The 17,917-nt window shown below is 61.7% G+C and carries 19 protein-coding genes; 12 read left to right on the top strand and 7 right to left on the bottom strand.

The features are described from left to right. Window positions 1-10: 10 nt before the first annotated feature. Window positions 11-1,048, top strand: coding sequence for a sulfate/molybdate ABC transporter ATP-binding protein (locus BM216_RS07790; protein ID WP_092997510.1), 1,038 nt, complete (start codon window positions 11-13; stop codon window positions 1,046-1,048). A gap of 117 nt (window positions 1,049-1,165) precedes the next feature. Next, window positions 1,166-2,101, top strand: a complete 936-nt coding sequence (locus tag BM216_RS07785) for an alpha/beta hydrolase (RefSeq protein WP_092998466.1) — start codon at window positions 1,166-1,168, stop codon at window positions 2,099-2,101. A gap of 14 nt (window positions 2,102-2,115) precedes the next feature. Here BM216_RS07785 and BM216_RS07780 read toward each other — a convergent pair whose 3' ends face one another. Then, window positions 2,116-3,456: a chloride channel protein gene (locus BM216_RS07780; protein WP_092997507.1), complete on the bottom strand. Its 1,341-nt coding sequence runs from the start codon at window positions 3,454-3,456 to the stop codon at window positions 2,116-2,118. Between the two features lie 272 nt (window positions 3,457-3,728). Between BM216_RS07780 and BM216_RS07775 the strand changes: the two genes are divergently transcribed. From BM216_RS07775 to BM216_RS07760, 4 genes are all read left to right on the top strand, one after another. After that, a complete protein-coding gene (locus BM216_RS07775) occupies window positions 3,729-4,121 on the top strand; it encodes a DUF6152 family protein (RefSeq protein ID WP_177230734.1) in 393 nt (130 codons plus the stop codon). Between the two features lie 22 nt (window positions 4,122-4,143). Then, the gene (locus BM216_RS07770) at window positions 4,144-4,614 is read left to right on the top strand and encodes a DUF6644 family protein (protein WP_092998462.1); all 471 of its coding nucleotides are present in this window, start codon (window positions 4,144-4,146) and stop codon (window positions 4,612-4,614) included. 62 nt (window positions 4,615-4,676) lie between these two features. Continuing rightward, complete coding sequence (locus BM216_RS07765) at window positions 4,677-4,961, top strand: YlcI/YnfO family protein (RefSeq protein WP_092997504.1); 285 nt, start codon at window positions 4,677-4,679, stop codon at window positions 4,959-4,961. Beyond that, the gene (locus BM216_RS07760; protein ID WP_092997502.1) at window positions 4,958-5,257 is read left to right on the top strand and encodes a type II toxin-antitoxin system RelE/ParE family toxin; all 300 of its coding nucleotides are present in this window, start codon (window positions 4,958-4,960) and stop codon (window positions 5,255-5,257) included. The genes BM216_RS07765 and BM216_RS07760 overlap by 4 nt, the downstream gene beginning before the upstream one ends. On the opposite strand, the gene betA is transcribed toward BM216_RS07760, so the two are convergent. The 3 genes from betA to betC all read right to left on the bottom strand — a co-directional run bounded on the left by betA (window position 5,258) and on the right by betC (window position 10,169). Then, window positions 5,258-6,910, bottom strand: coding sequence for a choline dehydrogenase (betA, locus tag BM216_RS07755; RefSeq protein WP_092997499.1), 1,653 nt, complete (start codon window positions 6,908-6,910; stop codon window positions 5,258-5,260). A 252-nt stretch (window positions 6,911-7,162) separates the two neighbouring features. After that, entirely contained in the window at window positions 7,163-8,626 is a 1,464-nt protein-coding gene (gene betB / locus BM216_RS07750) for a betaine-aldehyde dehydrogenase (RefSeq protein WP_092997496.1), read from the bottom strand. Between the two features lie 25 nt (window positions 8,627-8,651). After that, window positions 8,652-10,169 (bottom strand): choline-sulfatase, encoded by a 1,518-nt coding sequence (gene betC / locus BM216_RS07745; RefSeq protein WP_092997493.1) that lies wholly within the window; start codon window positions 10,167-10,169, stop codon window positions 8,652-8,654. 157 nt (window positions 10,170-10,326) lie between these two features. On the opposite strand from betC, the gene BM216_RS07740 reads away from it, so the two are divergent. The 5 genes from BM216_RS07740 (at window position 10,327) to BM216_RS07720 (ending at window position 14,696) form a co-directional block, all read left to right on the top strand. Then, window positions 10,327-10,623 carry a type II toxin-antitoxin system RelE/ParE family toxin gene (locus BM216_RS07740; RefSeq protein ID WP_092997490.1) on the top strand — a complete coding sequence of 99 codons (297 nt, stop codon included), beginning with the start codon at window positions 10,327-10,329 and terminating at the stop codon, window positions 10,621-10,623. 7 nt (window positions 10,624-10,630) lie between these two features. Further along, a complete protein-coding gene (locus BM216_RS07735) occupies window positions 10,631-10,939 on the top strand; it encodes a HigA family addiction module antitoxin (RefSeq protein ID WP_092997487.1) in 309 nt (102 codons plus the stop codon). Window positions 10,940-11,077: 138 nt separating this feature from the next. After that, window positions 11,078-11,629, top strand: a complete 552-nt coding sequence (locus BM216_RS07730; RefSeq protein WP_092997484.1) for an HdeD family acid-resistance protein — start codon at window positions 11,078-11,080, stop codon at window positions 11,627-11,629. 170 nt (window positions 11,630-11,799) lie between these two features. Beyond that, window positions 11,800-13,605: a GGDEF domain-containing protein gene (locus tag BM216_RS07725; protein ID WP_092997481.1), complete on the top strand. Its 1,806-nt coding sequence runs from the start codon at window positions 11,800-11,802 to the stop codon at window positions 13,603-13,605. Window positions 13,606-13,682: 77 nt separating this feature from the next. Beyond that, window positions 13,683-14,696: an NAD(P)H-quinone oxidoreductase gene (locus BM216_RS07720; protein WP_092997478.1), complete on the top strand. Its 1,014-nt coding sequence runs from the start codon at window positions 13,683-13,685 to the stop codon at window positions 14,694-14,696. An 18-nt stretch (window positions 14,697-14,714) separates the two neighbouring features. Here BM216_RS07720 and BM216_RS07715 read toward each other — a convergent pair whose 3' ends face one another. Together BM216_RS07715 and BM216_RS07710 are read right to left on the bottom strand one after the other, a co-directional pair. Further along, window positions 14,715-15,284, bottom strand: coding sequence for a hypothetical protein (locus BM216_RS07715; protein WP_092997475.1), 570 nt, complete (start codon window positions 15,282-15,284; stop codon window positions 14,715-14,717). Further along, the gene (locus BM216_RS07710; RefSeq protein ID WP_092997472.1) at window positions 15,281-16,549 is read right to left on the bottom strand and encodes a YcxB family protein; all 1,269 of its coding nucleotides are present in this window, start codon (window positions 16,547-16,549) and stop codon (window positions 15,281-15,283) included. The genes BM216_RS07715 and BM216_RS07710 overlap by 4 nt, the downstream gene beginning before the upstream one ends. A 629-nt stretch (window positions 16,550-17,178) precedes the next feature. On the opposite strand from BM216_RS07710, the gene BM216_RS07705 reads away from it, so the two are divergent. After that, window positions 17,179-17,325 (top strand): DUF1127 domain-containing protein, encoded by a 147-nt coding sequence (locus BM216_RS07705; protein WP_092997469.1) that lies wholly within the window; start codon window positions 17,179-17,181, stop codon window positions 17,323-17,325. Between the two features lie 94 nt (window positions 17,326-17,419). On the opposite strand, the gene BM216_RS07700 is transcribed toward BM216_RS07705, so the two are convergent. After that, window positions 17,420-17,884: an Lrp/AsnC family transcriptional regulator gene (locus BM216_RS07700; protein WP_244530116.1), complete on the bottom strand. Its 465-nt coding sequence runs from the start codon at window positions 17,882-17,884 to the stop codon at window positions 17,420-17,422. Window positions 17,885-17,917: the final 33 nt, after the last annotated feature.

The raw sequence follows: 17,917 nt of genomic DNA, 5'->3' as shown, positions 1-17,917 counted from the left end.
AAAAGCCCGCATGGAAGTTCGCATCAACACCATCCGCAAGGAATTCGACCGCTTCGCCGCGCTGAACGATGTCTCGCTCGACATCGCGTCGGGCGAACTGATCGCGCTGCTCGGCCCCTCCGGCTCCGGCAAGACGACGCTGCTGCGCCTCATCGCCGGGCTGGATTTCCCGACCGCCGGCCAGATCTTCTTCGGCGAGGAGGACGCTTCGCATCACTCGGTGCAGGAGCGCAATGTCGGCTTCGTGTTCCAGCATTACGCCCTGTTCCGCCACATGACAGTGGCCGAGAATATCGGCTTCGGCCTCAAGGTCCGTCCCTCCGCCAGCCGTCCGGCGAAGGCCGAGATCAGGAAACGCGTCTCCGACTTGCTCGACATGGTGCAGCTCTCGGGGCTGGAAAACCGCTATCCGAACCAGCTCTCCGGCGGCCAGCGCCAGCGCGTCGCGCTCGCCCGCGCCATGGCGATCGAGCCGCGCATCCTGTTGCTCGACGAGCCGTTTGGCGCGCTCGATGCGAAGGTGAGGAAGGAACTGCGCCGCTGGCTGCGCGAGTTCCATGATCGCACCGGCCACACGACCGTCTTCGTCACCCACGACCAGGAAGAGGCGCTGGAACTTGCCGACCGTGTCGTGGTCATGAGCCAGGGCAAGATCGAGCAGGTCGGGTCTGCCGACGATGTTTATGACCGCCCGCAATCACCCTTCGTCTTCTCCTTCATCGGCGAATCCTCGCATCTTCCAGTCGAGGTGAAGGACGGCACCGTCCTGTTTCAGGGTGAACCGATCGGCGTATCGGGTCAGGCGGACACGGCGGGCGACCTGTTCTTCCGCCCGGAAGACGTGGTGCTGACGGAAGAGAGGGACGCGCTGTTTGGCAAGGTCACGGCATCCCGCCGTCTCGCCGGCACCCGCATCGCCGAGATCGACATCGCCAACAATGGCCACGACCCCTATCACGTCGAAATCGAGGTGCCCTTGCACGCGCCGATCGAGCTCGGTTCGGAAGCCCGCTTCCGTCCTACCCGCTGGAAAATCTTTACCAAGTAGCGCACGCTCGCATCGACGTGGGAACCGGCGCATTCGAAACGACGTTCCAGCCCTGTCCGAAGGATGGGGCTGGATATGTCGCTGCTTTCAAAACTCGCCTTGCCTGTTGTCGCCATCATGGGCTTGGCGACGTCGGCTGATGCCGGCACGATCTCCGATGCGAGTTTTCGCAGCGGCGCGCTGGGCGCCGAATTCCCCGTCAACGTCTATAAACCTGATGGCGAGGCGCCTCAGGGCGGCTGGCCGGTGCTCTATCTCCTGCACGGCCACGATGGCAACCAGAACAGCTGGCGTGACCTTGGAGATATCCAGGCGACGCTGGACAGGCTGATCGCGGAAAAGACCATCCGTCCGCTCGTCGTCGTCATGCCCGGCGTGACAAACAGCTGGTACGTGGATTCCGCCGCGGTCGACGGCCCCGGCGATTACGAAACCGCCATTACCGCCGATCTGCGCCACGAGATCGAGAACACCATGACCGTTCGCAAGGATCGCGAGGGCAGGGCGATTGCTGGCCTGTCCATGGGCGGCTTCGGCGCCCTGCATCTCGCCTATGCCTATGGGGATCTCTATGGCGCGGTGGCAAGCATGTCCGGCGCCATCTGGCAGAATGTCCCGGCCTCCGATCTCGACAAGACCCCGGCCGACCTGAAGCTGATCGAGGACAGCGCCTTCTTCCACCGTGTCGACCGCGCGACGGTGACGAGCGGCGTCGTGCTGCCCTCGACAGGTGACCATTTCTCCGGCGCCTTCGGCACGCCCTTCGATGCCCGGCTGTTCAACGAAAAGAACATCTTCACGCTGGTGGCCCAGCATATCGCCGAACAGACGGACCTGCCGGCGACCTTCATCACCTGCGGCGATGACGACGGTTTCTTCCTCTGGCGGGGCGCGGTTGCCTTGCACGAAACCCTGCAGGCCGGCGGCCGTCCCTCCGAGCTGCGCATCACGGATGGCGATCACGTCTGGTCGGTCTGGAAGCTGACCATCATCGACGCGCTGCGCTTTATCGACGGCCAGTGGGACAAGAACGAGGATGTCGCAAGGGACTGAGCCGATGGTATCGCTCAGCCCGGTCGGCTCTCCGCTCGCCTTGCGCGCAATCCAGCAGCGATGAACGGCCGCGACAAGGCGTGGTAGAGCGGTTCCGGCGACAGCATGCGCGACGTGATATAGCCCAGCATCGAGGCCGCCATGACCGGGATGACGGCTTCATGATTGCCGGTCATTTCGATGATGATGACGAAGGCCGTCATGGGCGCCTGAACGACGCCGGCGAAATAACCTGCCATGCCGAGCAGAGCGGACAGGGCGACGCTGGCGCCGACAAGCGAACCGATCGTGGCGCCCATCCCAACGCCGACCGAGAGCGACGGCGCGAAGATGCCGCCCGGAATGCCCGAGACCATCGAGGCGAGCGTGCTTGCGAATTTTTCGATGAAGAACAACGGCGAAGCGGCATCGCCCTCCAGCATGGCGCGGGCCTGTTCGTAGCCGGTGCCGAAGGTCTCGCCGCCGGAGATGATGCCGACCACCGCAACAAACAGTCCGCAGCCCGTCGCAAGTGCTGTCATCCGTCTCATCGCGTTTGGCTGCGCCCAGCGGCGGATCCGGCGCGAAAGGCGGATGGCACAGGCGCTGAACCCTGCACCGAGCGCACCGCCGCCGACACCGCAAAGCGCGACCATCAGCCAGTCGAGCCGACTTGTCGCCATGACCGAAGTTTCGCCGAAATAGGTATAGCTGCCGACGAGCCCAAGCGCCGCGAGACCGGACAGGATGACGGCGGTCAGCACCAGTCCGTTGGCGCGCGCCTCGTAGGTGCGGCTCATCTCTTCGATGGCAAACACGATGCCGGCAAGCGGCGTGTTGAAGGCGGCGGCAATGCCGGCGGCGGACCCTGCGAGGATTAGCCCGCGCGCCTGCGCCATGCCGCCGAACCGGGCGGCTGCCAGCATGATCGAGGCGCCCACCTGCACCGTCGGTCCCTCGCGGCCGATCGAAGCGCCGCAGAACAGCCCGATGACGGTCAGCACGATCTTTCCGGCCGCAATCTTCAGTGACAGCAGCAGCTTGCGGTCATCCTCATGCCGCAGATGCCGTGCCGCGATCGCCTGCGGAATGCCGCTGCCCTGCGCATTGGGAAAAGCGGTGATGGCAAGCCAGGCACAGAGCGCGAAGCCTGCCGGTGTCAGGAGAAGCGGAATGAGGAAGTTATACGGCCCAGCCGCCGTCATCGCCGTGAACAGCCCGTGGGCCGCATCTGCCGCCCAGGCAAAACCGACGCTGACGACGCCGATCATCAGCGCCCCGATCCAGAACACGATCCGCGGTTTCCACACCGACCAGGAGCCGCGCATGACGCGGGAACGGCGGAACATCTTGGAACGGCGGAAGGCGGAGGACATGGGGGACGTGAACGGCAGTTGGTCGGAGGATCGCGTATGCGGGTTTGCTTAAGCGTCTGTGCCGGGGCTTGCAAGGTCAGGATGGCGGAAATCCGGAACTGCCGGCCCGCCTCGATGGGACTCACCGTGGTCGGGAAGGAGGTCGGGGGACGATAATGAACGCGGAATGATTGGTCGTCTGCGATAACCGCCCTTCAACAACCGGTGAGGCCACTCGCCACGCGGCCACACTGTCCCACTTCATGTCGATAGACGCGAAAAGGAGAGCAGCCATGACATTTATGACAACGCGCCCGATTGCTACTGTTTTCACAGCCATTGCCCTGTCCGCCGCGATCGCCGGCGCCGCAATCGCCCATCACGGCTGGGCCTGGACGGAAGGCGAGCAGACCACGCTGGAGGGCACGATCCAGTCCATCTCGTTCGCGCCGCCGCATCCATCGCTGACCGTCATGTCCGAAGGCACGGTCTGGCAGATCGATCTCGGCAACCCGCGCCAGACCGAGCGCTCCGGCTTCGCCGAAGGTTCGGCCAAGGTGGGCGATGCGATCACCGTGCTCGGCAACAGGTCGCAGGACGAGAACGAGAAACTGATGAAGGCCGTCCGCATCACTGTCGCGGGCAAAAATTTCGACATGTATCCGGAAAGGATAAAGACGAACTGAGACGCCGGTGATGGATTTGTTCATGGGATGGTTGGAGCCACTGGCCGCCACCCCGGTGGCGCGTTTCCTCATCACGTCATCGACCGCATACCTGCTGGTCAACGCGGCCCATATCCTTAGCCTCGGCATGTTGTTCGGTGCCATTCTGGCGCTGGATTTGCGGCTGCTCGGTATGGCCAGGCCGATCCCGTTGCCTGTCATCGCGCCCTATCTGTCCCGCCTTGCCGGGATCGGGCTCAGCCTCGCCATCATCACCGGCCTCTGTCTCTTCTCCGTCCGCCCGACGGAATATGCGACGAACCCCGCCTTCCTCTGGAAACTCGGCTTGATCGCATTGGGGCTCGCCAATGCCGTCGCCGTGCATCGAAGCGCGGGATGGAAGGCCGTTCTGGCCGGCGCTTCGACCACATCGGGGCTGCGTATATCCGCTGCCTTGTCGATTGTGATCTGGATTGCGGCGGTCGTGGCGGGACGCTGGATCGGCTTTATCTAGCCTTGCCAATATCCGTCGACAAGCGCATCATGCATCGCAATTGCAACGCATGAGGTGTCGTCATGAAAACTGCCGCCAAGACCGCGACAATCCCCTCGCTGCGCGTCGAGCCGGAACTGCGCGCTGCAGCCGAAAGCGTGCTCAAGGAAGGCGAGACGCTCTCTGGCCTCGTCGAGGACTCGCTGCGCCGACAGGTCCATATCAGAAAATCACAAGCCGAGTTTATCGCCCGCGGTTTGGCCGCGCGGGAAGAGATAGAGCGCACGGGCTTTTATTACTCTTCGGAGGACGTGCTGGATATGATGCGAAGAAAGCTTGCTGAGGCGCGGGCTGCGAAAGAGAAATGACGCGAACGCTTCGCTACTCCAGGCAATTCTTTGACGATTTCGAGAGGTATTACAGCTACCTCGCTGAACTCGATATCGACTTGGCGGAACGTTGTTACGAAGCCGTTTTCAAAACCATGCGCGTTCTTGAGGATTTCCCATTCGTGGGCCGAAAGGCAATCGAAGATGATGCTCTCGCGCGAGAACTCCTAATCCCTTTCGGATCATCCGGTTACGTCATCCTATACGATATAAATAGCGACCATACGGTCACCATCCTCGCCATCCGCCACCAGCGCGAAGACGACTACTACTGATTACCGATCGCTCACTGCCGCCCGCGGATTGACCCAGGGCTCCTGGTTGCTGCGCGGCAGCGGCGTTCTGCCGAGAATATGATCCGCCGCCTTCTCGCCGGTCATGATCGACGGGCCGTTGAGGTTACCGTAGGTCACGTGCGGGAAAATCGATGAATCCGCCACCCGCAGGCCCTCGACCCCGATCACCCGGCATTCCGGATCGACCACCGCCAATGGATCATCGGTTCGGCCCATGCGGCAGGTGCCGCAGGGATGATAGGCGCTTTCCAGATGTTGGCGCAGAAAGGCATCGATTTCTTCGTCGCTCTGCACGCTCTCGCCCGGCTGGATTTCCGGCCCGCGATAATCGTCAAAGGCCTTCTGCGAAAAGATTTCTCGGGTCAGCCGGACGCAATGGCGGAATTTGATCCAGTCTTCCTCATGGCTCATGTAGTTAAAGCGGATCACCGGCTCGTCCTTCGGATCCGCCGAACGCAGGGTCACGTTTCCGCGGGATTTTGAAAGGTTGTAGCCGACATGCGCCTGGAACCCGTGGCTCTTGGCGGCCGCCTTTCCGTCATAGGAAATTGCGACCGGCAGGAAGTGATACTGGATGTCCGGCTGCTTCAATCCTGCCTCGGAACGCAGGAAGGCACAGGCTTCGAACTGGTTGGAGGCGCCGAGCCCACCCTTCCACATCATCCACTGCGCGCCGGCGACACCCTGCCAGAACCAGGGCAGCCAGGAATAAAGCGAGACAGGCTTGGTCGAGACCTGCTGGAAATAAAATTCCAGGTGATCCTGAAGATTGGCGCCGACGCCCGGCCGGTCCGCCTTCACCTCTATGCCCATCGATTTCAGATGATCCGCCGGGCCGATGCCCGACAGCATCAAAAGCTTCGGCGAATTGAAGGAGGATGCCGCGACGATCACCTCGCGGTTCGCCTTGATCACTTCGGGCACGCCGCGCCGAACGATCTCGACGCCCGTGGCGCGGCCGTTCTCGATGACGACCCTCTCGGCGAAGGCATGGACGATTTCGACATTCGGCCGCTTCATCGCGGGCCTCAGATAGGCGTTGGCCGCGGACCAGCGGCGGCCCTGATAGATCGTCTGCTCCATTAACCCGAAGCCTTCCTGCTTCGAGCCGTTGTAATCCTCGGTCGTCTCGAAGCCGGCCTGGCTGCCGGCCTGGATGAAGGCGTGAAACAGTGGATTGGTCACAGGCCCGCGCTGCACGTGCAGCGGCCCCTCGGTGCCGCGCCAGCCGGCTTCACCGCCATGCGACGTTTCCATCCGCTTGAAATAGGGCAGCACATCCGCATAGGACCAGCCGGTGGCCCCCAGATCCTCCCAGCGGGCGTAGTCCTCGGCATGGCCGCGCACATAGACGAGGCCGTTGATCGAGGACGAGCCGCCCAGAACCTTGCCGCGCGGTGCGGTGATGCGGCGATTGTCGAGGTTCGGCTCCGGTTCGGAAAGATAACCCCAGTTGTAGCGTTTCATGCTCATCGGCCATGCGAGCGCACCCGGCATCTGGATGAACGGTCCATAGTCCGATCCGCCGGCCTCGATGACGATCACCGAATGCTTGCCGTCTTCCGACAGGCGATAGGCCATGGCCGAACCCGCCGAACCGGAACCGATGATGACGAAATCTGCCTGCTGCATGTCAAATGGCTCCAAGCGTTTTATTGGAGGCATCCCGCGTCGGCCCCCCTCTGGCCTGCCGGCCATCTCCCCCACAAGGGGGGAGATCACAGGCGGCGCGATCTTCGTGCCCATCAATGTTGGTCAAGGATGATCTGTCGGTAAAGGTTCGCGGCTGGGTCGAGTGGGTGCGCCCAGCTATTCTCCCCACCTGTGGGGGAGATGGCCGGCAGGCCAGAGGGGGGCGAGCTTGCTCCGTGGCCTGAGACATCATCAATACGGCGCCTCGACCTTGCCCATGCCGACATAGACCGTCTTCAGCTCCGAATAATGCTCCAGCGCGGCCAGCGAATTCTCCCGCCCGAAGCCTGACTGCTTCGATCCGCCGAAGGGAATTTCTACCGGGCAGAGATTGTAGGTGTTGATCCACAGCGTCCCGGCCTCGAGCTGGTCCACCACCCGGTGCCCGCGCGAAAGATCGGCGGTGAAGACGCCGGCTGACAGGCCGAACTCGGTGGCATTGGCCCGCGCGATCACCTCGTCCTCGTCGTCGAAATCGAGCACGCACATGACAGGCCCGAAGATTTCCTCGCGCGCAATGGTCATCTCGTCGGTCACGTCGGCAAACACGGTCGGCTGGATGTAATAACCTTCGCCGGTGACATCGTTCGGGATGCCGCCGCCGGTCAGAAGCATTGCACCCTCGGTCTTGCCCTTGTCGATATAACTCATCACCTTCTGGCGCTGGTCGAAGGAGATCAGCGGCCCCATCTGGGTTGCTTCGTTCATCGGTTCGCCGATGACGATCTTTTCCGTCCGCTGTTTAAGGCGCGACAGGAACTGATCCTTGACCTTCCTCTGCACGAAGACGCGCGTACCGTTGGAGCAGACCTGGCCAGTGGAATAGAAATTGCCGAGCATGGCCCCGCCGATGGCCGAGTCGATATCGGCATCGTCGAACACGATCAGCGGCGATTTCCCGCCGAGCTCCATCGTCACATGCTTGAGGCTGCCGGCCGCCGCCGCCGCCACCTTGCGGCCGGTCGGCACCGAGCCGGTGAGCGACACCTTGGCGACATCGGGATGGTTGACGAGAAGCGGCCCCGTCGCCCGGTCGCCCTGGATGACGTTGAACAGGCCCTTGGGCAACCCGGCCTCGATCAGGATCTCGGCGATCTTCAAGGCGCCGAGCGGCGTGTTTTCCGATGGCTTGAACACCATGGCATTGCCGGCGGCGAGCGCCGGAGCGCCCTTCCAGCAGGCGATCTGCTGCGGATAGTTCCAGGCGCCGATGCCGACGCAGACGCCGAGCGGCACCCGCTTCGTATAGGCGAAATCGCCGCCGAGCGGGATATACTGCCCGTTCATGCCGGCCGCGATCACGCCGCCGAAAAATTCGAAACTGTCGGCCCCCGAGGTCGGGTCGGCAACGATCGTTTCCTGGATCGGCTTGCCCGTATCGAGCGTCTCAAGTTCGGAAAGAGCGCGGTTGCGCTCGCGCATGATCTCGGCGGCGCGTTTCAGGATGCGGCCGCGGGCCGTCGGGCTCATCGCCGCCCATTCCGGCTGGGCGCGTTTCGCCGCTGCGATTGCCTGTTCGACGATCGCAGGCGTTGCCGCATGCAGCCTTGCGATCACCTCGCCGGTGGCGGGGTAAAGACTCTCGATAACGGTGCCTGCGGTGTCTTCCACATATTCGCCGTCGATAAAGTGGCTGGCTTTCGGCTGTGCTTTCATTCTCATTCTCCGCATTCCCCGCGCGTCATTCGCCCCGAGGGTAGCGCTTGGATTCTTCAAGATTGTCGAGGTTCATGTGGTTGCGCATGTAGCGCTCTGAGGCGCGTTGCAAGGGCTGGTGGTCCCACGGGTAGTAAGCGCCGTTTCGAAGTGCTTCGTAAACGACCCAGCGCCGCGCCTGGCTTTCGCGCACGGCAGCGTCAAAGGCGCTCATGTCCCAGCGCTCCTCGCGCTGTTTGCGGAACATCGCCACCACGTCGGCGAAGTCCGGATCGCCGGCAAGGTTCGTCAGCTCCTGCGGGTCGGCCTCCAGGTCGAACAGCTGGTCCGGGTCGAGCATGCAGTGGATGTATTTCCATTTGCCGATGCGGATGCCGACGAGCGGCGCATAGGAGGCCTCCGCCGCATATTCCATCAAAACGGGAGAGGTGCGCTCGGCGCCGTCGATCACCGGCTTCAGGCTCTCGCCATCCGTCCAGGGCGCGATTTCGGCCATCGAGATGCCGGCGAGATCGCAGAGCGTCGGCGTGACATCGAGATTGGAGACCGGCGCCTCATGCAGGGCGGGGGAGACGCCGGGGCCGGCGATCATCAGCGGCACGCGCGCCGAACCTTCGAAGAAGTTCATCTTGAACCACAGGCCGCGCTCGCCCAGCATATCGCCGTGGTCGGAGCAGAACAGGATGACGGTGCTGTCCAGCATCCTTGTGCGGGTGAGGGTGTCGACCAGCTCGCCGACCTTCTCGTCGATATAGGAGATATTGGCGAAATAGCCCTGGCGCGCCCGGCGGATATGCTCGTCGTTGATCGCGAAACTCGCATAGTCGCAGGAGCCGAGAATGCGTTTTGAATGCGGGTCCTGTTCATCCAGCATGCCGACCTCCGGCATCAGGTGTTCGCAGTCGTTATAGAGATCCCAGAATTTCTTCCGCGCCACGTAAGGGTCGTGCGGATGGGTGAAGGACACGGTCAGCGCCCAGGGGCGACGGTCGGCGTCATCGTTTTCGCGTGACAGATGATAGAGCTTCTGGTTGGCGAGGAAGGCGACTTCGTCGTCATATTCCATCTGGTTGGAAATCTCGGCAACGCCCGCGCCGGTCACCGAACCCATGTTGTGATACCACCAGTCGATCCGTTCGCCCGGCTTGCGATAATCCGGCGTCCAGCCGAAATCTGCCGGATAGATATCGGTCGTCAGCCGCTCCTCGAACCCGTGCATCTGGTCCGGCCCGACGAAATGCATCTTGCCGGAAAGCGCCGTGTAATAACCGGCGCGGCGCAGGTGATGCGCATAGGTCGGGATCGAAGAGACATATTCGGCGGCATTGTCGTAGACCTGCGTGCGGCTCGGCAATTGCCCGGCCATGAACGAGGCGCGGGCCGGCGCGCAAAGCGGCGAGGACGTGTAGTTATTGCGGAATCGCGCAGAGCGCGCCGCCAGCGCCTTCAGATTCGGCGCATGCAGCCAGTCTGCCGGACCGTCCGGAAACAGCGTGCCGTTCAACTGGTCGACCATGATGATGAGGATATTCGGGCGGGACATGATCGCGATCGACTCTCTGATGGCATGATTGGCGTTCTATCGAGTTATTTTTGATCGCGCTCTGGATCAAGCGGTGATTGCGAACAGCGCTGTTCCAAAAGCGCGCGCTTGCTCGACGTAACACTAGGTGGTACATTGGGGCATCAGTGGAGATTTCATGATTGTCGGCTTCCGGGATCAATGGCTTCATGACTTCTTCGTGCGGGACGTCCGGCACAGGAATATACCGGCCGATATAGAGGACCGGCTTTTCCGTAAGCTTCAGATGATCGACGACGCGATGACCGATCAGGACTTGCTTGTCCCGCCGAGCAATCATCTGGAAAAGCTGCGTGGATCGCTTGATGGATTTTGCTCGATCCGCGTGAACAGGCAGTGGCGCCTGATTTTTCTTTGGGATGGCTCAAAGGGTGAGGCGAGGGATATTTATCTCGACGACCACAGCTACAGATAGGTGCAGCATGTTGATGACGAAGCGCAGGCCGGCGGGTATTGGTGAGATATTGGTCGAGGAATTCATGGAGCCGATGGCCTTGACGCAGGCGGCTCTCGCCGAGGCGATGGGCGTGCCCCGCAAGCATGTCAACGAGCTCTGCAACGACCGCCGGACGGTAACCGTGCCGACAGCGCTCATTCTGGCGCGGGTGTTCGGAAACAGCCCCGACTTCTGGCTTAACATCCAGCGCCGCTCAGATCTCTGGGCCGCAATGCATGATCCCAAGGAGTTGGAACGGATCGAGAGGGCGCGCCCGATCAATGATGCGGCCTAGGTGGTTATTGAGGCGCCATTGACGCCGGTCAAGGTCGCGCCAAATCCGATCCGCGATATTCGAAGCGTCCAAGCCCCCTGCACTTGGGTGGGATAGTCTCGTTCGTCTTCTCTGGTTCATGCTCTAGGAGGAAGTGTCATGGTTCTCGGTCTGGATACGCCCCCGGTTTCGGCGCTGCGGGATAAATGGGGCTGGTTTCTCGCGCTCGGCATTCTGCTGATCGCCTTCGGTTTCATAGCCTTCGCCAATCTGTTCGCCGCCACCGTCGCCTCGGTCTTCTACATCGGCATGCTGATGCTGATTGGTGGCATCGCCTATCTCGTCCACGCCTTCCAGGTCAAAGGCTGGGAGCATACGCTGACCTGGGTGCTGAGCGGCATCCTTTATACGGTCGCGGGTTTTCTCGCGTTTTGGAACCCGGCTTTGACCGCGGTCGTCCTGACGCTCCTTATGGCGATAGCGCTCATGGTGGCAGGCATTTTCCGCATCTGGGTTGGTGTGCGCATGCGTCCGCATCGTGGATCTGGCTGGATCATTGCCGGCGGCGTCATCACGGCTCTCGCAGGCCTGATCATCGCCCTCGGATGGCCGGTCAACAGCCTGCTCGTGCTCGGCGCCTTCCTGGCGGTGGACCTGATGATCCAGGGCTGGGCAATGGTGGCGCTGGCACTCGCTGCCCGTCAGGCGTGATATTGATGGGCCAAGGCTAATTCATTTCATATTAAACATAAGACGGGTGACCGTCATAAAACCTTCATGCGATCTTCATAGACGAGCAACGGATTGTTGACGGGTTGTGGGTGAGTTTCCCCACATCTTTATGGGGGCTTTCCGCCACCCTATGCCTTGGAGTATTGCGGATGTCGTCTGCTGCCGTTCTCGAACCGGACGTGGTCCGGCGTTATGCAGGCGATCAGCTGGTCACGCTTGGCAAGCTGGTGCTGGAAAATGCCTTCCAGCCCATCGTCGAGGTCGCGACGGGAACCGTCTTCGGGTATGAATCCCTGCTGCGCGGCCATGAGCGGATCGGCTTTTCATCCCCCCCGGAGCTGCTGGACGAGGCTGAAAACGCCGGTCAGCTTCTGGCACTCGAGCAGATGATGTCGGGCCGCGCGCTCGCCAAGTTCGCGACCCTGCCGGATTATTCCTCCGCCACGCTGTTTCTCAATCTCGACGTCCGGCTGATCCCGCAGGGCCATGAGTTCCTGGAGCGGGTGCTGCACCATCTGCGTGCCGCCCATATCGCGCCGTCTTCCGTCTGTTTCGAATTCTCCGAGCGCTTCGACAATACCAGCGTGCCGGAATTCGCCGATCTGGTGATGGAAATGCGCAAGGCGGGCTTCAAGCTCGCCATCGACGATTTCGGCGTCGGCCATGGCGAGATGAAGCTGCTCTGCGACTATCCGGTTGACTATCTCAAGATCGACCGGCATTTCGTCTCCAATATCGAGGCGAGCCCACGCAAGCGCCATCTGGTCAAGAGCATCGTCAACATCGCCCATGTTCTCGGCATCCGCGTGATCGCCGAGGGTATCGAGACCGAAGCGGATTTCCTCGCCTGTCGCGAATATGGCGTCGACCTGGTCCAGGGCTATTTCGTCGCCCGGCCAACGACCTTCACCTCGGAACTGCAGCATTCCTTCCACCACCTCGCCGATATCGGCCGGACGCGTCGCTCCAGCCAGTCGCTCGACGAGATCCTCATCCGCAAGCAGATCGAGAAGCTGCCGACGGTGTTCGAGAATGACGCCATCGACTCCGTCTTCGAACTCTTCCGCCGCAACCCGCGCCAGGCCTTCTTCCCGGTGCTGAATGCCAATGGCGAGCCGCGCGGCGTGATCAACGAATATCACCTGAAGGAATTCATCTATCAGCCCTTCGGCCGCGACCTGTTGAAGAACAAGGTCTATGAGCGCTCGATCGCCCATTTCGTCGAGCGCGCGCCGATCATCGGTCTGGATGCCGAGGCGGAAGAGCTGATGAGCCTATTCGCCAATATGGAAAACAGCGCCTGCGTCATCCTGACGGAAAACATGCGTTATGCCGGCGTCGTCTCCGCCGCGTCGCTCATCAAGGTTGTCAACGAAAAGCAGCTGAAGATCGCCCAGGACCAGAACCCGCTGACCAGCCTGCCGGGCAACCGCGCCGTGCGCGACTTCATGCAGGAAGCCGGCCGCGACGACGACCAGTCCCGCTTCTTCTGCTATTGCGACTTCGACAACTTCAAACCCTTCAACGACCATTACGGCTTCCAGAAGGGCGACCATGCCATCTCGCTCTTTGCTGCACTGATGAAGCGTTATTTCTTCTCCGAGGAACATTTCCTCGGCCATATCGGCGGCGATGATTTCTTCATCGGCATCAGGGATTGGAAACGGGAAGAGATGGAGGAAATTCTCGGGCGCCTGCTCGGCGATTTCCACGACGACGCGATCGAACTCTATTCCGAGGAAGAGCGGGCCGCCGGCAAGATCCGCGGCCACGACCGTTCCGGCCGTGAACGGGACTTCCCGCTGCTGCGCTGTTCCATCGGCGTCCTCGAGCTTCCCAAGGACCTGCTGCTGGACGATATCGGGCGGATCAGCGTCGAGATCGCCGCGGTAAAGGCGAGCGCCAAGGAAAGTGAAGGCGGGCTTGTCTTCTCCGTCTTCGGCGAGACAAAATGACCTTGTGGCTGAACACCGCCTTTCTAAAATAAGCGGTCTGACCTAAGTCAGTGGCTTCACGCTGACAGGAGTTCCCCATGCCTCTTTCCCCCGCGTCGCTTCCCGCCGAGATGCGATATGTCGACCTGCCATCCTTCGGCGCACCCGAGGTGATGAAGCTCGCAAAGGGCCCGTTGCCGCAGGCGCGCGCGGGCGAGATTCTGGTGAAGGTCGAGGCATCGGGCGTCAACAGACCGGATGTCGCCCAGCGCCAGGGCAGCTATCCGCCTCCGAAGGACGCGAGCCCGATCCTCGGGCTTGAGATCGCCGGAGAGGTCGTGGCGCTCGGCGAAGGCGTGTCCGAGTTTGCCATCGGCGAAAAGGTTTGCGGGCTTGCGAATGGCGGCGGTTATGCGGAATATTGCGTAATTCCGGTCGGTCAGGCGCTGCCCTGGCCCAAGGGATACGATGCGGTCAAGGCCGCGGCCCTGCCGGAAACTTTCTTCACCGTATGGGCCAATCTCTTCCAGATGGCCGGCCTGACGGATGGCGAGAGCGTCCTGATCCACGGCGGTTCGAGCGGCATCGGCACGACCGCGATCCAGCTCGCCAAGGCTTTTGGCGCGACCGTCTACACGACGGCGGGCTCGAAGGAAAAATGCGATGCTTGCGAAAAGCTCGGTGCGAAACGCGCGATCGACTACAAGTCGGAAGACTTCGCCGAAGTGGTGAGAAACGAGACCGGCGGCAAGGGCGTGGACGTCGTGCTCGACATGATCGGCGGTACCTATTTCGAGAAGAACCTGTCTGTGCTCGCCAAGGATGGCTGCCTGTCGATCATCGCCTTCCTCGGCGGCAATATGGTTGAGAACGCCAACCTGACGCCGATCATGGTCAAGCGCCTGACGGTGACGGGCTCCACCATGCGCCCAAGAACGGCCGAGGAAAAGCGCGCGATCCGCGACGATCTCCTGGCCCAGGTCTGGCCGCTTCTGGAGCAGGGCAAGGTCGCCCCGGTCATCCATTCGGTCGTGGATTTCGATGAGGTTATCGAGGCGCATCGGCTGATGGAGACCAGCAGCCATATCGGCAAGATCGTGATGAAGCTCTAGGGCGGCACGCTCCATCCGTCAGTCGTCGGCCTGGCGAAATGAGGCGAGCATGGCCATCGCGTCGCGGTAGCGTATCTCGCCTGTTTCGCAGGTCTTGCAGCTGACCTGCACTCTCCAGCCGCCGATGACGCTATCGGCAAACAGGCCCGACTTCATGTTGTGGCGGGCGTCGGTCTCCGCCACGTACCAGTCACGCGCGCCGATCGCCATCGGCGCCAGCAGGCGTCGAAACTCTGCGTCCTTGCTCATTGCGATGCGCACCGCGCGCATCCGGAAATAGCGATCCATCGGATTGGCATAAAGCGCCTCGAGATTTTCGGCATCACGGTTGTCGCCGAAATGCTCGGGGAAAAGCACGATGCGGCAGGTCTCCAGCGTCTCGTCCTTGCAATGTTCGGTCTCGCAGGCGATCTCGGCGACGAGGCGTCCCTTGTCGCCCTTGCGTGTGTCGCGGACCTGCTCAAGCACCCAGCCCGGCGGCAGCGTGAAGGAGATGCCGTGGTCGAGCTTCACCTGCGATGTGTCTGCCGTCGCCGGTCCGGCCATCAGCAGGCTGGATGCGAGCAGAAGGGGGGCGATGATCCTCATGCGCTCTTTCCTCCCGTAGCGTCTCGGCCGGCCTTCTCGCGGAACAAGGCGTCGATGGCGGCGATCTTGTCGGCTGGAAAGACGCGCTTCGGATAGGTCAGCACGGCGCCCAGTCGTATCGTCAGGAAAATGTGCTCGGGCGTGATCCTGCACTTGCGGATAGCCCTCCACGGAATGAACATCCGGATTGCCGTGCCATCGTCCAGCAGGCCGTCTTCGCCGACAGTTACCGTGCTTTCACCAAGTCCCGCGGCCAGCATCTGGTCGGCATAAAACCGCGCGCCCCAGCGGCGAAGCATGGGGTTGAGGGCTGCAAAGACGGCCAGGACGGCGACTGCGACGAGAGCATGTTTCCAGAAGGTCGTCGAAAACAGCTCGAGATAGATCGGCAGGGCGATTGCGAGCGGCAGCCGGTCGGGATCGATAATCCACCCGATCAGGTAGAATGCCGGGGTGAGGAGGCTGAGCGCGATGGCGATGGCCACGAAGACTTTTGTGCGATGTGTCCTCCAGGCCTGGCTGTTGCCGGTTTCCTCCACCGTGGCGATCAGTTCGTCCCGGCTGGAGGTGAACGGCTCAGAACGCGCGATTTCTGCACCTGCGAGGTCCGGTTGGATGGCGAGGCTTGCGGGCGGGCCTGCGGCCGATCGCTGTTCATTCCACCGCTCTACTGCCTCGATTTCCTGGGCAGAGAGGTCGCGCTTGGGAATGACGATGCACAATTCGTGCATATGGCCGGTGAAGCACAGCCATCCGTCCTCGTCCGTCATCGACAACTTGTCGTGCCAGGGCTGCAGCTGCGCCATCTCATCCTCTTCGGTGAGCGTGATGCCCTCGCCATCGAAGCGGAAGGTGACGGCGCGCTGGCCTGTCTCGCCAAGCCGCGTCAGGTAGCGGCGGTATTTCCCCCGCTTGCGCCTGGCGGCGCCCCTCGACCACAAAAGGTCTGCGACCGTCGCTGCGACCAGCAGGAGCAGGATGGGTAGAATGGTGGCGATCGCCGAACCCGTCAGAAACACCTCGATGCCGCGTTCGCGAATGTCGTCATACAGAAAGAAGCCGAGGGCCAGCACGAAGAACAGCCACAGCCAGATCCACATCACCGCACGGGCTTTGATTTTGCCCTTGCTGCGCACGCCATAGGCGATCTCCTGCATGACCAGGGCCTGCACCCTGTCGTCGATCGTCTGGGTGACGGTGATTTCGAGCGGCGGCGCCGGTTCGCTGGCGTCGGTCGGGTCTCGGCGAACGGTCGGAAGCTTCACGGCAGACCTGTCGTGCAGTGGCGGGATGACCGGTAATGTAGAGGGGTGGGAAGTGATGTCCAGCGAGAGCGAGAAAGAGAATCAGGCTCGATCGCTTGCGTATGTTAAGCCGTGCAATGAGCTTTGCAACACACGTATTTCGCCATTCGGTTACATAACTTGCCTTGCGAAAGGCGCGTTTCGCTCCTACCTTTTAATCATCGTCAACGTAGTGAAAGGAAGGTGATCCAATGTCTAATGAGATTTCGGTCTGCGTAATGGGCAATGGAAAGGTGGTTTTGACGAGGCAGCCCTCGGCTTAAACCTCATCTTCCTGTCGGACCGTCTAGAGGCGGCCCGGGTTCGTTCAACCGGACCAAATTTCATGGAAGGGTCGCTCTGGCGGCCCTTTTCCTTTTTCTGCCTCCAGCATGGCGGCGAGCATTTTGACGAATATCCCCTCAGTCTATCCGCAGCTGATTGCCTCAACTTTGATCGAGATCAGTTCGACCCATGCGCGTTGTGCATAGGTGTGCTGACGAACGAGTGCTACGGCAGGGACACATCCTGGAGTATAAGAGGGTCATCGAAGCAATCAGGGCGCCACTGACTGGCCGCCGGCTTCGAAAACCCAGGAAAGGGGGACTATCATGAACGTAGCACGCACCTTCACCAACTGGCGCAAGTACCGTCAGACGGTTGCCGAACTGGGGCGCATGACGCCGCGCGAACTGACCGATATCGGGGTCGACCCGAAGAACATCCGTCACTTTGCACGGACCGCCAACGGCCTCTGATCAATAGATAGGCAACTTACTTCGTAAACGCCCGCTCCATCGCGGGCGTTTTGCATTTCGGGATGGCGCATCTTCGCCCGTCCGCAACTCTCCCTCACACCGGCAGTTCGGTCGACGATTTCACCGTCTGGATCGGCACGTCTGTCTTCACGCTCTGCACGCCGTTCTCCCGCGTCAGGTGGGTTATCTGGAAATTGCGATAGCCGTTCAGGTCGCTTGCCACGACCCGCAGCAGCGCGTCGCACTCACCGGCCATGATGTGACATTCCACCACTTGCGGCAGCGCGTTCATCGCCTGCGCGAAGTTCTCGACGGTCGCCGCATCCTGGGCGACGAGGGCGATGCGCGCATAGACGCTGAGGCCGATACCGATCTTGTCGGCGTCGAGCAGGGCGACGTAGCGCCGCACGACGCCCGCGTCTTCCAGCCGCTTCAGCCGCCGCAGGCAGGGCGAGGGGGAAAGCCCCACCCGGGCGGCGAGATCCAGGTTCTGTATGCGTCCCTCGCTTTGAACTGCTGCGAGGATAGCCCGGTCGATCCGGTCCAGTTCGATTGGCACGCGATTCTCCACAAGTGCTTAAGTAGGCAATTG

Source organism: Rhizobium sp. NFR07 (genome assembly GCF_900111905.1).
Classification (GTDB): Bacteria; Pseudomonadota; Alphaproteobacteria; order Rhizobiales; family Rhizobiaceae; genus Neorhizobium.
Note: the sequence above shows the minus strand (reverse complement) of the source record. Positions and strands in the feature narration are given on the sequence as shown.

Excerpts from the sequence above, each read along its gene's own strand:
- BM216_RS07790 (WP_092997510.1), top strand. The coding sequence starts at position 11 with ATGGAAGTTCGCATCAACACCATCCGCAAGGAATTCGACCGCTTCGCC.
- BM216_RS07785 (WP_092998466.1), top strand. The coding sequence starts at position 1,166 with ATGGGCTTGGCGACGTCGGCTGATGCCGGCACGATCTCCGATGCGAGT.
- BM216_RS07780 (WP_092997507.1), bottom strand. The coding sequence starts at position 3,456 with ATGTCCTCCGCCTTCCGCCGTTCCAAGATGTTCCGCCGTTCCCGCGTC.
- BM216_RS07775 (WP_177230734.1), top strand. The coding sequence starts at position 3,729 with ATGACATTTATGACAACGCGCCCGATTGCTACTGTTTTCACAGCCATT.
- BM216_RS07770 (WP_092998462.1), top strand. The coding sequence starts at position 4,144 with ATGGGATGGTTGGAGCCACTGGCCGCCACCCCGGTGGCGCGTTTCCTC.
- BM216_RS07765 (WP_092997504.1), top strand. The coding sequence starts at position 4,677 with ATGAAAACTGCCGCCAAGACCGCGACAATCCCCTCGCTGCGCGTCGAG.
- BM216_RS07760 (WP_092997502.1), top strand. The coding sequence starts at position 4,958 with ATGACGCGAACGCTTCGCTACTCCAGGCAATTCTTTGACGATTTCGAG.
- betA (WP_092997499.1), bottom strand. The coding sequence starts at position 6,910 with ATGCAGCAGGCAGATTTCGTCATCATCGGTTCCGGTTCGGCGGGTTCG.
- betB (WP_092997496.1), bottom strand. The coding sequence starts at position 8,626 with ATGAAAGCACAGCCGAAAGCCAGCCACTTTATCGACGGCGAATATGTG.
- betC (WP_092997493.1), bottom strand. The coding sequence starts at position 10,169 with ATGTCCCGCCCGAATATCCTCATCATCATGGTCGACCAGTTGAACGGC.
- BM216_RS07740 (WP_092997490.1), top strand. The coding sequence starts at position 10,327 with ATGATTGTCGGCTTCCGGGATCAATGGCTTCATGACTTCTTCGTGCGG.
- BM216_RS07735 (WP_092997487.1), top strand. The coding sequence starts at position 10,631 with ATGTTGATGACGAAGCGCAGGCCGGCGGGTATTGGTGAGATATTGGTC.
- BM216_RS07730 (WP_092997484.1), top strand. The coding sequence starts at position 11,078 with ATGGTTCTCGGTCTGGATACGCCCCCGGTTTCGGCGCTGCGGGATAAA.
- BM216_RS07725 (WP_092997481.1), top strand. The coding sequence starts at position 11,800 with ATGTCGTCTGCTGCCGTTCTCGAACCGGACGTGGTCCGGCGTTATGCA.
- BM216_RS07720 (WP_092997478.1), top strand. The coding sequence starts at position 13,683 with ATGCCTCTTTCCCCCGCGTCGCTTCCCGCCGAGATGCGATATGTCGAC.
- BM216_RS07715 (WP_092997475.1), bottom strand. The coding sequence starts at position 15,284 with ATGAGGATCATCGCCCCCCTTCTGCTCGCATCCAGCCTGCTGATGGCC.
- BM216_RS07705 (WP_092997469.1), top strand. The coding sequence starts at position 17,179 with ATGAACGTAGCACGCACCTTCACCAACTGGCGCAAGTACCGTCAGACG.